The organism is Urbifossiella limnaea (genome assembly GCF_007747215.1).
Classification (GTDB): domain Bacteria; phylum Planctomycetota; class Planctomycetia; order Gemmatales; family Gemmataceae; genus Urbifossiella; species Urbifossiella limnaea.
Genome location: NZ_CP036273.1, coordinates 3,136,707 through 3,150,547, shown reverse-complemented (window position 1 = coordinate 3,150,547; position 13,841 = coordinate 3,136,707). Strand labels below are relative to the sequence as shown.

General features: G+C 67.9%; 11 protein-coding genes. 2 read left to right on the top strand and 9 right to left on the bottom strand.

The window, feature by feature from the left end:
- Positions 1-45: 45 nt before the first annotated feature.
- Positions 46-1,590 (top strand): shikimate dehydrogenase, encoded by a 1,545-nt coding sequence (aroE, locus tag ETAA1_RS12895; protein WP_238389435.1) that lies wholly within the window; start codon positions 46-48, stop codon positions 1,588-1,590.
- A complete protein-coding gene (locus tag ETAA1_RS12890; RefSeq protein WP_202920861.1) occupies positions 1,587-2,432 on the top strand; it encodes an alpha/beta hydrolase in 846 nt (281 codons plus the stop codon). Before aroE ends, ETAA1_RS12890 begins: the two co-directional genes overlap by 4 nt.
- A 594-nt stretch (positions 2,433-3,026) precedes the next feature.
- Here the strand turns inward: ETAA1_RS12890 and ETAA1_RS12885 are convergent.
- The 9 genes from ETAA1_RS12885 to ETAA1_RS12845 all read right to left on the bottom strand — a co-directional run bounded on the left by ETAA1_RS12885 (position 3,027) and on the right by ETAA1_RS12845 (position 13,793).
- Positions 3,027-4,214, bottom strand: coding sequence for a hypothetical protein (locus tag ETAA1_RS12885; RefSeq protein WP_145238612.1), 1,188 nt, complete (start codon positions 4,212-4,214; stop codon positions 3,027-3,029).
- Positions 4,215-4,241: 27 nt separating this feature from the next.
- Positions 4,242-5,573 carry a DUF2252 domain-containing protein gene (locus ETAA1_RS12880; protein WP_202920860.1) on the bottom strand — a complete coding sequence of 444 codons (1,332 nt, stop codon included), beginning with the start codon at positions 5,571-5,573 and terminating at the stop codon, positions 4,242-4,244.
- Between the two features lie 458 nt (positions 5,574-6,031).
- Positions 6,032-7,735: an FAD-dependent oxidoreductase gene (locus tag ETAA1_RS12875; protein ID WP_145238606.1), complete on the bottom strand. Its 1,704-nt coding sequence runs from the start codon at positions 7,733-7,735 to the stop codon at positions 6,032-6,034.
- The gene (locus ETAA1_RS12870) at positions 7,732-8,406 is read right to left on the bottom strand and encodes a carboxymuconolactone decarboxylase family protein (protein WP_202920859.1); all 675 of its coding nucleotides are present in this window, start codon (positions 8,404-8,406) and stop codon (positions 7,732-7,734) included. Before ETAA1_RS12870 ends, ETAA1_RS12875 begins: the two co-directional genes overlap by 4 nt.
- A 44-nt stretch (positions 8,407-8,450) precedes the next feature.
- Complete coding sequence (locus tag ETAA1_RS12865; protein ID WP_145238600.1) at positions 8,451-9,134, bottom strand: hypothetical protein; 684 nt, start codon at positions 9,132-9,134, stop codon at positions 8,451-8,453.
- An 82-nt stretch (positions 9,135-9,216) separates the two neighbouring features.
- Positions 9,217-9,615, bottom strand: a complete 399-nt coding sequence (locus ETAA1_RS12860) for a cupin domain-containing protein (protein ID WP_145238596.1) — start codon at positions 9,613-9,615, stop codon at positions 9,217-9,219.
- A gap of 144 nt (positions 9,616-9,759) precedes the next feature.
- Complete coding sequence (locus ETAA1_RS12855; RefSeq protein WP_145238594.1) at positions 9,760-10,356, bottom strand: rhodanese-like domain-containing protein; 597 nt, start codon at positions 10,354-10,356, stop codon at positions 9,760-9,762.
- Between the two features lie 360 nt (positions 10,357-10,716).
- Positions 10,717-11,289 carry a hypothetical protein gene (locus tag ETAA1_RS12850; protein WP_145238591.1) on the bottom strand — a complete coding sequence of 191 codons (573 nt, stop codon included), beginning with the start codon at positions 11,287-11,289 and terminating at the stop codon, positions 10,717-10,719.
- Positions 11,286-13,793, bottom strand: coding sequence for a DUF3854 domain-containing protein (locus ETAA1_RS12845; protein ID WP_202920858.1), 2,508 nt, complete (start codon positions 13,791-13,793; stop codon positions 11,286-11,288). The genes ETAA1_RS12850 and ETAA1_RS12845 overlap by 4 nt, the downstream gene beginning before the upstream one ends.
- Between the last annotated feature and the right edge of the window lie 48 nt (positions 13,794-13,841).

Sequence of the window (13,841 nt, the reverse complement as noted above, 5' to 3'; positions counted from 1 at the left end):
TGCTAAGGTAATGCCATCGCAACGACTTCGGGCGGGGGGCGGGTCATGTCCGTGGGACCGGACCGGGTGCTGGTAGTGATCGGCCGGACCCGGCACAAAATGATCACCGCCGAGCTCCAGGAGGCCGTCAAGCGCGGGGCCAAGTTCATCGAATTGCGGCTCGACTTCCTCGCCAAGGCCGTCGAGTTCAAGCGCTTCACCCCCGTCAAGCAGTGCCCCTGGGTAGCCACCCTGCGCCGCCCCTCCGACGGCGGCCGATACCCCGGCACCGAGACAGAACGCCAGACGATCATCCGCCAGGCCATCGTCTCCGGCGCGTTCGAGTGGGTGGACCTGGAGCACGACATCGCCAAGGCCATCCCGCGGTTCGGCCCGGTGAAGCGGATCGTGAGCTACCACAACCTCAACGAGACCCCCGACAACCTGGAAGACCTGTACGCCGACATGCTGAAACTCGACGGCGACGTGTACAAGCTCGCCGTCATGGCGCAGAGCCCGGCCGACGTGGCCCGCGTGCTGCGGCTCCAGAAGGCGGCGCCGAAGCCGACCGTGGCGTTCTGCATGGGCGACGTGGGGGCGCCGAGCCGCTACCTGTCGCTGAAGTACGGCGCGCCGTTCATCTACGCCGCGTTCAACAAGGAGCGCGGCATCGCCCCCGGCCTGCCCAGCCTGGAGGAGTTCCGCACCACCTACCCCGTGCGGTCCATCGACGCCAACACGCGCGTGTTCGGCGTCGCCGGCGACCCGGTGGGGCAGAGCCTCAGCCCCGTGCTACACAACCACGTCTACCGCAGCATGAAGCTGAACGCGATCTACCTGCCGTTCCGCATCCCGCGCGGGCAGTTCCCGCAGGCCGTGGAGGAGTACGGGCAGATCCCGGTGGAGGGGTACAGCGTCACCATCCCGCACAAGGAGGCGGCCGCGGCGATCGCCCGGGAGAAGGACGCGACGGTGGAGCAGACCGGCGCCGCGAACACGCTGGTGCGGCTGCCCGACGGCAAGTTCTCGGCCGCGAACACGGACTACCACGCGGCCATCGACTCGCTGAGGGAGCACGTCCGGGGCAAGACCGGGTCGGACGGCAAGCCGGTGCAGCTGAGCCAGTGCGCCGTGCTCGTGCTCGGGGCCGGCGGGGCGGCGCGGGCGGTGTGCCACGCTCTGCACAAGGAAGGCGCGCACATCACCATCGCGGCGCGAACGCCGGAGAGGGCACACGCCCTGGCCGAGGAGGTGAACTGCAAGACGCTCGACTGGCACGCCCGGCACAGCGTTTTCTTCGACGTGCTCATCAACTGCACGCCGGTCGGCATGCACCCGAACGTGGACGAGAGCCCGGTCCACGTCAGCGTCATGAAGCCGGGCGTGACGGTGTTCGACACCATCTACAACCCCGAGACGACGCTGATGATCCGCGAGGCAAGAGCCCGCGGGTGCGACACCATCACCGGTGTCGACATGTTCGTCCGGCAGGCCGCCCGGCAGGTGGAGCTATTCACCGGCCAGACACCCGACCTGGAGGCGATGCGCGGCATCGTTCGAAAGGCGCTGTCGCCGCTGACCCGGGCACTCGACACCGAGGAGACGGCGTGAGCGAGTCGCTCCGGCGCCGCGCGGCTCGCTTCTTACTAAAGCGCATTCTCGTCTACGCCGGCATCTACGTCGCGGTGGTGGCCGTGTTCCTGTTTCTCGAATCGAAACTCGTGTTCCACCCGCACACGGCCGCGGAGGCGTGGCTGCAGCCGGCCGACCGGCGGACTCGGGATGTCGAATTCAGTTCGGCCGACGGCACGAAGTTACACGCGTGGTGGCTGCCGCCGACGCGGCCGGAGGCGGGGGCGTTCCTGGCGTCACACGGGAACGGCGGGAACCTGTCGTACCGCGGCGACCTGGCGTTGTACCTGAACAATGCTACCGACGCCGGCGTGCTGATGTACGACTACCCCGGCTACGGCAAGAGCGACGGCTCGCCGACGGAAGCTGGCTGCTACGCCGCCTGCGACGCGGCGTATGCCTGGCTCACGACCGAGGGCAAGATTCCGCCGCGGCACGTGATTCTTCTCGGGGAATCGATCGGCACCGGCGTCGCGGTCGAGTCGGCGACGCGGCACGAGCACCGGGCGCTGGTGCTGATGTGCCCGTTCACGACGCTACCGGCCGCGGCCAAGAGCCACTACCCGTGGCTGCCGACGCACACGCTCATGCGGTCGCGGTTTGACAGCCTGGCGCGGATCGGCCGTTGCACCCGGCCCCTGCTCGTGGGTCACAGCACCGACGACCACGTCGTGCCCTTTTGGCAGGGAGAGGCGTTGTTCCACGCCTCGAACGAGCCGAAGGAGCTTCATCGCACGGAAGGTGCCGGCCACAACCTCGCCAGCGAGGAATTCGCCCGTGTGGTGGCCCGGTTCCTGGAGGCGCACCCGGCGTCGGACTGAAGTGCCCAAGTCAGTCGGGGCGGCCGGATTTGAACCGACGGCCTCCTGCTCCCAAGGCCAGCGACGATCGACCCGAAAACACTCCGAACCACTACGTTTTCCAGCATTTCCACCCTACCCGCCGGTCGTGCAGGGGTCAACATGCGTTGCGTGGAATGGCTTGGAATTGTGGAACTTCCACAGTGATTGTGGAACGGACTGTGGAAGGCGGTTTGCCACCGTGTATCCCCCGCTCGTGAACGTGGATAACGCTCAGCAACAGCGGACCGTATCGCTTCCGCTTGGCGAACGGGGGTGAATGGTGACGCGGCAGTACCGCACCTGGACCGTGGCCGACGAGACCAAGCGGTGATCATCCCGCACCTCGGTCTCATGGTTGCCGCGGCTGTACTGGTGTGCCATCAATTTTGGGCAACCGTGGCGCCTCCCCCGGCCGCCCAGCCGATCCGCGGCCATGCCGACCAGGAAGTGCGTCCGGACTCTCGGGACGGCTGGGGCTCTTCCCTCCGAACCAAACTGTCGATTCCGAGTCCAGCCCAGACGCTTCGCACATCGTTCCCAGGATCGATCCGCGCCAACTCGTCTGTCCCGTAGTTACGCCACCGCCTTGGCGAGCAGTTCGATGATCTGGCCGACCGGCATGACCAGGAGCAACAGAGGCAGGCAGGGAAGGCTCGTCACGAGCGCCAACTGGAGGATCGCACGCACGCTGAACGGGTAGGCCGTCATTTCTTGGATGAACCGGAAGCTGTTCCCCAGGTCGGCCAGCGACTGAATGTCGGCGCTGCCCAGTAGCGGTTCGTCCGCCGGGGCCGCCCCCCCGATCCACTTGTCGTGGAAGCCCCGGTTGTACCGGTCCACGAGCAGGCTGTACTCGCGCAACGCCGCCAGCCGGGTCCGGACCAGGATCGGGACGAACACGAGCAGCGGCCCGAGCAGGAGCAGTTCGGCGACCACCAGAAGCGCGGCGTACGGGACCTTGAACGTCTCGATGTCGACCTGCTCGAACACGATGAGGAAGGCGGCCTCGGCGCTCAGGACGGCGCTCAGGCAGAAGGCGAAGATCCCGAGTGAGGTGTGCGCCGTGCCGAGGAACCCCAGGCCACCCGCCCGGTCGGCGTGCGTGGCAATCAGGGCGAGGTCGAGCCGGGAGACGGACCACAGGAACTTGCCCCAGACGAGCAGACGGCAGAGCCAGCGGAGCCAGAAGTACAGCAGGACGGGCACGGCGACGAGGTGATACCACAGCCCGGTCAACGACACCCCGGGGCCGCCGCTCCGCGTGGGCGAACGCCAGGTCGCGAGCCCCTCCCCGTACACCGTGTCAATCGTCGCCGTCCACGAGACGATCACGGCCACGCCCAGGATGATGAAATCGGCCCACGCCGACTCCCGCCATTTCGCCGCGCGGGCGATCGCGCCGTCGAACGCGGGGAAGTCCTTGGCCCGGACCAGGCCGCCGTGCACGAACTGTAACCCCGCCCCCCGGAGGCGCGGCCCCACGACCAACTCCGCGATGATGAGGAGGGGCACGGCCACGAAGAACCGCACGTACGTGGCGAAGTCCTGGAGCAGTGACTCCTTCGGCGAGGCGCCGAGGGCGCGGCCCTCAATCAGGGCGAACAGCAGTAGCGGGACCCAGGTGAGGACCAGGAACCCGAGGATACGACCGCGGAGGGTCAAGTCCACGCGCAGGCGCAGGGCGAGCCGGTGGAAGAACCGCTGGACCGGCCCGCCCCGGTCGAAGTACAGCTCGGCCTCGTTCGCCAGGACGCCGCCCATGTCGGTCCCTCTCACCCCGGCGCCACGCTACCGCCCCTCTTCGACGACGACTTCCAACTTGCCCGCGCGTGCCGCCTTCACCAGGATCTCGTGGTCGCGTTCGCTCTGGTCGGCATACGCGGCCGCGAAGTCGGCGACGGCCTCGTCGAACTTGTCGCCCTTCCCCAGGTAGCCGCTGATGGCGGCGGGCTCGCCGGAGCGGGCGTGCGCGTGGGCCAGCGCCCAGCCGCAGAAGTCGGCGTACTGCACCATGACGCCCGGCGTGAAGGCCTCGACCACCGGCTTGATCTTCATGTCCCGGAGCTGGCGGACGTAGTAGTGCCGCCCGGCCTCCCCCTTGACCCAGCCCAGAAAGGTGTCGCTGGCCGACTGTAGCATCCGGCAGCCGTGCACGACGCGCTCGCCGTGGTTGGCGTGCGGGTCCTTACCCGCGTAGGGTTCGAGGACGGACGGGCGGGCCTGCTTGACCTGAAGGAACAGGGGGTCGTGCTCGCCCGCCATCAGCAGTAGGACGGCACAGTACGTCCCGACACTCCCGACCCCGACCACCTTCGCCGCCGCGTCCTTGAGCACGAACCGGTCCAGGAGGAGCCGTCGGTCCTCCCGCAGGGACGCCCGGTAGCCGGCGAAGTGCTTCTCGGCGCTGGCCATCAGCTCCTCGCGGGCCCGGTCCGGCGGGTGGAAGATCAGCGGGGGGTTGTCCCGGATCGTCGGGGCCGGGCCGGCGTCTGTCGCGAGCTCCGGGAAGTCGTGTTCCAGGACGCTCCGCTCGCGGGCCTTCGCCAGCCGCTTACGGAGTCGCCTGGAGGCCTCCCTGTCGTCGATCACCGCGAGCAGTTTCTCGACGTCGATGCTCGCGTACCACACGTCCAGCACCCGCATGTCGCCGTACTCGGCCATGCGCTCGCGGTACGACCGCACGCAACTCAGCGCGGCGTCGCGGGCGGCGTCCTCGCGGAAGCCGTTGTCACGGCAGGCGAGCACGAAGCTGGCGGCCAGGCGCTTCACGTCCCACTCCCAGGGGGCGGGAAGGGTCTCGTCCAGGTCGTTGAGGTCGAAGATGACGCGCCGCTCGGGGGTGGCGTACGCGCCGAAGTTACACAGGTGGCAGTCGCCGCACGCCTGCACGCGGAGCCCGGTCGAGGGCGTGCCGGCCAGGTCCGCGGCCATGTTGAGGGCCGCGCCGCGGTAGAACGTGAACGGCGAGTGCAGCATGCGGCCGTGGCGGACCGGGACGAGGTGGGGCATGCGCCCCTTGTTCGACTCCTCCAACAGGGCGAGCGGGTCGGGCCGATCGGCGGCGGGCCGCCAGGCCGCGTGCGACTCGCGCGGGCACTTGTCCCGCAGGCTCTTCCCCATTGCGCGGAGCTCTTCTCGGGTCGGGTGCGGCCGGGGCGACGGGCCGATTTCAAGGGTGGGTCGGGTTCTGGCCGCGACTCGGACTTTCGCCATGGTGACGACTCGGATCCACACGCCGCGCGATGATCGTCGGCCGGTTCGTGGGGGTGGGGGTGACTGGTCTACCGCCGGACCGGTGGACGCCGGTCCGGGGTGTGGTTCGACTGACGCCAGCCAAAGTCAATAATGATCTCGATCCAAGTATTGAATCATCCCGTGACACCGGGCGGCAGGGCGGACGGTGGCGGTGATGCTGGTGGCGAGGGAGCGGACCGGCGGTCGCACCGGTTCTGCCGGCTGTGCCGTGCCAACAAGGGTCTACCGAACACGACTAGCGGGACCTTGCGAGCCGCACCGGATCACCAGGACAGCGACAGTGGCGCGAGTGCCACTCGCGTGACCGACCGACACCCCCGCCGTTACTTTGCTCCGGCAACGGCCTTCACGGCGCGCGACAGCATGCCCCCGCCGAGCGTCCGGGCCGTGAAGCCGTTCTGCAGGAGCACGCGGGTGGCGTAGTACGCCCGCTGGGCGGAACGGCAGATGACGTGGATCTCGCGGTCGCGCGGGAGTTCGCCCAGCCGCGAGCGGAGTTGCGGCAGCGGGATGTTGACCGCGCCCGGCACACTCTCCAGCACCAGCTCCGCGGGGTCGCGCACGTCGAGCAGCAGGCGACCCTCGGTCTCACCCCAGTGGCTCAGCGGCATGTCCCCGCGGAGGACGTTCGCGGCGACCATCCCGGCGAAATTCACCGGATCCTTCGCGCTCCCGAACTGGGGCGCGTAGCACAGCTCGGCCTCCTCGAGGTCGTAGACCGTCCCGCCCAGCTGGAGGGCCATCGCCAGGGCGCTGATCCGCTTGTCCACCGCCGGCCCGTCCTCGCCGATCGCCTGCGCGCCGAGGAGGCGACCGTCGGACTTCCGGAAGATGACCTTCAGGTGGATCGGCTTGGCCCCGGGGTAGTACCCGGCGTGCGAGTTCGGGAACAGGTAGACCTTCTCGTAGTCAGTGTCGCCGAGCCTGTTGAGGGTCTTCTCGCTGACCCCGGTCCAGGCGGCGGCCCCGCCGAACACGCCGATGATCGACGTGCCCTGGGTGCCGCGGTAGCGGGAGTCGCGGCCGGCGATCACGTCGGCGGCGATGCGGCCTTGCCGGTTCGCCGGCCCGGCCAGCGCCACGAGGCTCCACCGGCCGGTCACGAAGTCCTTGACCTCGATGGCGTCGCCGACGGCGAAGATGTCGGGGTCGCTCGTCCGCATGTGCTCGTCGACGCGGATGCCCCCGCGTTCGCCGACCTCGATCCCGGCCGACTTGGCGAGTGTCGTGTCGGGTCGCACGCCGATCGCGAAGATCACGACGTCCGCCGGGAACGTCTTGCCGGAGAGGGCCTGGACTTCGAGTGTGCCGTTCGCGGCCTGTTTGAACCCGGCCGCACCGTCGTTGAGCACGAGCTGTACGCCGTTTCGTTGCAGGTGCCCTTCGAGGAGGCAGGCGATTTCCGGGTCCAGCGGCCCGAGGACGTGCGGCGGCTTCTGAAGCACCGTGACCTCGAACCCGGCGTGGACCAGGTTCTCCGCCGTTTCGAGGCCGATGAACCCGCCGCCGACCACCACCGCCCGGCGCTTCGGCTTGACCATCTGGATGCCGGTGTAGTTGCTCATCCCGGCCAGGAACGCGGTGCCCTTCTCGATCCACTCGCGGATGGCACGCGCGTCGGGCACGGTGCGGACGTGGAAGATGCCCGGCAGGTCAATCCCCGGCAGCGGTGGGCGGAAGGACGGCGCGCCCGGCGAGAGGACGAGTTTGTCGTAGGACTCGGTCGTCACCGCGCCGGTCTTCGTGTCGCGGAGGTCCACGGTCTTCTTGCTGCGGTCGACCGCGACGGCCTCGCAGTTGGTCCGGCAGTCGATCGCGAACATGTTCCGGAACATGGCCTCGCTGGCCACCAGCAGGCTGGACTCCGTCTTGATCACGTCGCCGACGTAGTACGGCAGCCCGCAGTTCGCGTACGAGACGTACGGGCCGCGTTCCACCATGACGATCTCGGCCTTCTCGTCCAGTCGCCGCAATCGTGCCGCGCAAGATGCTCCGCCCGCCACTCCACCGACAATGATCACCTTCATTTGGGTTCCCCATTTTCTGCGCGTGGTCGGTGGAGACGGGCCCGCAGTTTGGCGAGGCCCAGTTTCTGCTCGATCTTGGCAGCCAGAATCACCGCGAACAACACCGGCGCGAGCGCAAGACCCATCACGCCCTGGAAGAAGCTGATGGGTTGACCCTTGCCGCGGAGGCGGTCGAGAACCGCGTCCACGGTGTTGCCGCTCAGGTTGGTCAACGTAATGAAGCGGACGTAGGCGAGGATCTCCTTCACCTGGGCGTCGCTGAAGTACTGGCGCAGGTTCTCGATCGACGCCGGGTCGTACTTGTCGTGGTACTCCGCGTAGTGCTGGGCGAAGAGCATCGCCGCGGCCTCGGCCGGGTCCTTCGCGGCCATCGACTCGTTCTGATGCCCGAGGATCTCGTTGACTTCTTCCAGGGGCACCCCGTGTGCCATCGCCCAGTGCGTGTGCCCCCACGCGCAGAAGCGGCAGTCGTTGATCGCCGTCACGGCGAGAAAGACTTTCTCGCGCAACGCAAAGGACAGCTTTGGCCTGATGAACGCCCTGAAAAGGACGGGGGACGAGGCCGCGACGCGCGCGACCGTCCTGAAGAAGTTGCCCGGTGTCAGCGTACGCTTGGCCTTGCCGGAGTGCTTCGGCGGCGTGCCGGTCGGCTCTTCGGTACTCGTTGTCACGGTCGTCCCCTTCTTCCCCATTGAGTGTGCCGGCAGCGGGCGAGCTACGGCACGTAGTTGGCGCTCGTGTCGGCGCCGTAACCACAGCCCTGGTAGGTGCAATGCAACTCGTCGCGCATGATGGCCGCCCAGCCGTCGCACCGGGCGGTGTTGAGCGATAGCTCCTTCGTGAGCACCTTGGTCTCGAAGACCCAGCCCTTGGGCAGGCTCATCAGCTTGCCGCCCACCTGGTGCAGGTTGTCGAGCGTCAGGCTCGGGTCGACGTCCTTCGTGTACTCCTGCATCACCCACACCGTGCCGTTCGGCTCGCGAATCAGGTGCACCGGCGTGCCGGCGTGCCAGATCCAGTTAGTGTTGCGGTAGATCAGGTTGGGCGCATACGGCGTCTGCATCTGGGCCGTCATCTCGGCCGCGGTCATCTCGCCGCCGTAGAGCAGATTGACGCCATCGAAGTTCACGACGTCACCGCCCTGGACATCCTGCTCGTCCATCAGCCAGTAGCGGCCACCGTTGACCATGCACATGTCGACCTCGAACTGCTTGGCCAGTCGCGCCCCGTCCATCCTCTTGTGGCTGTCTATGGTGATCTCGTCGAGATTGGCCGCCGTGTAGACATGGGCCCGTTGGGTCGCGCCCGTTCCGACGAAGGCACCGAGCCCGCAGAACGGCCGTCCGCGCGTGTTCTTGGCAGTGCGGCGATCACCGTGCAATGCGATTCTGAGTTTCATGGAGATTCTCCTTTTGGGTGATCGGGGCGCGGAAATACCGCGCCCCGATCATGGCTTTAAGGAATGCAGATCGCATCAACACTTACTTCTTCATGTGGCTCGCGACATACTCCTTGATTCTCTTGCCCTGCGCAGCCAACCCTCCGTCGGTGCTGAACTGGATGATCTCGGCTCCTTCCTTCGACTTGAAGTTGTGCGGAGCCGGCCAGAAGCACACTTCCCCAGCGCGGCATACCTCAATGGTCCCGTCAAGGTAGATGACCTCCACCGTGCCCTTCAGAACGTAAGCCCAGTGTTCGACCCCGCACAGATCGTGCTCCAGTCCCTTGCCCTTCAGGATGTCGGTGAAGTCAGTACCCGGGGCAAAGACGTGGTACGCGCACTGCATGCCGCCCCATCGCTCATCCCAGATCTTGAGGCCCGGGGTGTTCTGGGTGACGAAGTCGTCCACCGGGTTCATGTCCGTCAGTTTCTTGTGCATTCGATTCCTCCGACTTGTGCCTCACCGGACCGGCGGTGATGGCGAGTTGTTGAGAGCCAGACCCGGTCGCCTGGACAAACCGAGTTACCATCGCGGCACGGATTGCGTGCCACACACTGTCATTCGAGTGGCCCGCCCTTGACATCAAGGCTTGGGGAGCCGCATCTGCTCCGGTTCGAGGTCGTACGTCCAGGGGAGTCCGGCGTTCTTCCAGCCGTTCTTCATCCGCTTGCCGAAGAAGGCACTGTCCGGGTCCTCGACCGTGTCCCCTTCCATGCCGTCGACGATGTTGTGGACGTTCGTGAAGCCTGCCTCTGCCAGGGCGTTCACCGCCATCGCGCTGCGGCCCCCGGAGCGGCACATGACCAGGATCGTGTCGCCGGGCTTGGCCCACTCCTTCACCCGGGTGACGAACTCGGCGTTCGGCCTCACGGCGAGTTCCTTCTTGCCCGCCACCCACTGGTAGGTCTGGAGGGCGAGGGGGATGTTCCAGGCCATCTCCGCGTGGCCGACGAACACGTACTCTTCGGGGGTCCGCACGTCGAGGACCTTCACCTTCTTGGGGTCCGCCTTCCACTTCTCGTAAGCCTCCTTCGCCGTCAGGTAGAGGCGCAGGGTCGTCCGCTTCTCCTTGGGAATCTCGCGCCGGGGCGTCGATGCGGGTTCGTCACCGACGGCCGCACCGGCGGCAAACACAGCGGCCAGGGTGAAGGCAAGGCGGGCAGTCGTGGGTCCCGTCATGATCTCGCCTCATGCGCTCGCCGGGATTCGAACTGTCGCACGCTTGCACCTTGACGGCAGCGATGTTCGAACAGTCACGGCACCTGCCCGAATCGTGCGAAGCCCGGTACTGACGCGCAACAACCACAGTCCCGGGGTGAACCCCCGGGACTACGGTCGCGGCTCCCACAAGATCCGATCGCTGTGACAGAAGCCGGGAAAGGCACGATCTGTGCCGAACAAGGACTGCGAGTGTCATTCGGGGGCGCGGAACCGGATAAGCCTTCGAGAAATACACAACTATCGTGCAGTATGACTGGGGCAGGAGCACCGCATACGGCGACGAGTGGGCGGATTCGCCCACTCGTCGGTCCAGGTGTGTCAGCTTGGCGCAACGAGGCCCGCCACACGGCGGACTTCGTCTTCGAACCTACGGGCCGCGAGCCGTACCCCGTCCAGGTCGCGAGCCCGGTAGGCGATCGTAAACATCTCGGCAGCGCGCTGGATGGCTGGATCGCTCCCGGACACATCGAGCCGCTCGACGAGATCATCCCCGGCGTTCAGTAGGGCGATCGCCGCAGTCGCGTCCCAGACGGGCGGCGTGCCGCCGAGGCGGGTTGGTCCCGACTCCCTCGGTTGAACAAACAAGTCCGGCGCGCCGCTCCTCGCGCTTGCCGGGACCCTGTCCCAGCTAGAATCGCCTTCGACCCGCAGGAGCGTGACGCTTGGGGGGATCGGCTTCGCCGGGTCGAGAGCCACGATGGTTAGACGGTCGCGGGTGACAGCTGCCCCGCCCTGCCACCCCCGGCCGGACAGGACTGCCCGTACGCCGGTGTGCAAGATCTCAAGTCGGGCCACTAACCCCGCTGGCGGGTCGAGCTCAACCACGAGCTCGCCGTCCTCGACGATCGGTCGGTACGGGGCCAGCGATTCGAGCAAGGCGACCGCGGTCATTTCGCCCCCCGCTGGTCGTGCTCGCGGTCGTCGTTCTTGAACCGGCGGCGGGTCGGCTTCGCGCCCTTCGCGTTCCCCGGTTGGGCCGGATCATCACCAGTATCACCAGCATCACCAGTCGGGGCCGGTGCTGGTGATGCTGGTGATACTGGTGATGATCCGGCCCGCGCTGGCCCGCCAACGGACTTGACAATCCACCGGGCCGAGTTGTTGGAGCTGACGCCCGGGGCGCGGTCGATCATCCTCCCGCCGAAGTTGCGGCGGGCGAACGCCCGGAACCGATACCCCAGGACGCGGCCGTCCAGCTTGCCGCAGAGCTCCTCGACCGCGCTCTTGAGGTCCTCGAACCACTCGGGCGGGCGGTCGCTCGGCTTGCGTACGGCGTCGATGATGCCGGCGGCCGTCAGCCCCTTGCGGTCGGGGTCCATCCGCTCCATCGCGTCGATCATGGCGGACATCGTCATCGCGTCGCGGTCGGCGGTCGTCTGCAACGCGAGCCGGGTCTCGCCCGGGTCGGGCAACCCGGCGAACACCACCGCCTCGCGGACGACGCCGGACCACCCCTCGAACGACCCCCACGGGGCGAGGTTGTGGCGGGGCGTCCCGGCGGCGAACCACCCCCGGAGGATAGTGAGGGCGGCGGACAGCAGCGGGCCGCGGTACTCGCGGACGTGGGCCCGCAGGTCCTTGTACTTCACGTCGTCGCGCAGCTCGGGGCGTTCGTGCTGCGTTTCGATGCGGCAGTGGGAACACCGACGGGACGTGTCGGCGTGGAGCTGGACGTTGTTGCCGGTGGCGTACCACGCGACGTTCAGCGGGCCGTCGAACACCTTGTTGACACCCAGCACCCGGTCCTTCCACCGGTCGGCGGTCAGCGCCATGTCCAGCACGTCGTTGCCGACCGCGCCGGCCAGGTTGTCGAGCAGGACCAGCCGCTCGCCCTCCATCGCCAAGGACGTGATCTTCTTCCGCAACTCTTCCTTGTCGGCGGTGTACGACATGACCGGGAACCGCCGGCCGGTGACGATCAGCGCGATCACGTCCGCCAGCAGCCCCTTGCCGCAGCCGCGGGTGTTGCCGTCGATCAGGAGGAGCGGGGCGGGGCCGTCGAACGCGAACCACGCCAGCGGGGTCAGCAGACCGGCGAACCACGCGGCCCGGTGTTCGGGCTTCTCGAACGGGAAGTTCTGGATCACGTCGTCGATGGCGGCGACGGCGGCGGCCAAGTCCGCAGGGGTCGGCCGATCGGGGACGGTGATCCTCAGGCCGGCCGGCACCGACACCAGCAGCTGCGACCGCGGGTCGTACCCGTTTGCTCCGAGGATCGTGCCGTCACGCAGGATCACCGGGTGATCGACGACGGCCTCGAGGTGGCGGATGCCCGGCCACCGCTCCCGGACGTGGACGGCGGACACGCACCACTCCGGCGGATGGGCGGGGACTTCCTCTTGTTTCTCCGGTTTGCCCCTTAGCTGCACCCAGCGGGCGCAGCGGGTGAACAACTCCCGCAGCAGCGGCGGGGGCAACGGACGCACCACCGGCGAGCCCGGCGGCCGGCGGACGACGGCGTTCGGGTCCGGGTCGGTCTCCGTCCGCACGGCCCGCACCAGCATGTTCCCGCGCTGGTACACGTTGGCGCCGGCGGCAAGGGCGGCGATCGCCTCGGCATTCACCCGGTACTGGTCGGTCCCGATGATGATCTTGGGGCGGTCGTCGCCGCCGGTAGGCCGCGCCGGCGCCACCGCGGCAGCGACGAGCTTCCGCAGCTCGTCGGGGCCGTGGAGGACGAGGTAATCGTCCAGCCCGTTCTTCGAGCCGTCGGGTTCGGCCGGCAGTCGGACGACCCGGACGTCGGCCCCGCACTGGCGCAGCACGTCGGCGAGGTGGTACTCGGCCCACTGCACGTCGAGCTTGTCGGTCAGATCCGAGTCGAAGGTGATGAACACCTTCCGCCCCGGCCACGCGACGCCGTCCAGGTCGGGGATCAACTCGCGCGGCCCGGTCCCCTTGCCGTCGGCGTCGCGGTCTCGCTTCTTCTGCCACGCCCACACCCCGCCGAGCCCGACGCACGGGAGCCCGTGCTGGTCGGCGCAGAGGGCCTTTTTTTCACCCTCGGTGATGAGAAGGGCGACGGTCGGGTCCGCGAGCGCGGCCCGCGTCCACGGCGGGAGGTACGCGCGGCACGGCCCGGCCGCCGGCGACTCGTACTTGATCTTGCGGTCCTTGTTCTTCTTGTCCGTCCGCGGCGCCGACGGCTTCAGCCGCACGAAGGGGTGTTGCGTCCCGTCGCCGTTGGCGAACGTCATCGGCTCGCCGGCGGCGTCGAGGTACGGGAACGCCAGGCACGCGCCCATCTTGTTCGCGGTCGTGCGGCTCAGGTAGTCGCCCAGCAGTTCCCGCACCCGCGAGCTGTCGAGGATGCTGTGGAGGCCCGCGGCGATGATGGTGGCGTCGGTCAGCCCGCTCTTCGCGAGGTCGGCGCGGTGGCCGGGCGTCAGTGACACCGGGTTGTCACCCGGACGATTCGGGGGTATCATGCGGTTGGTCCTATG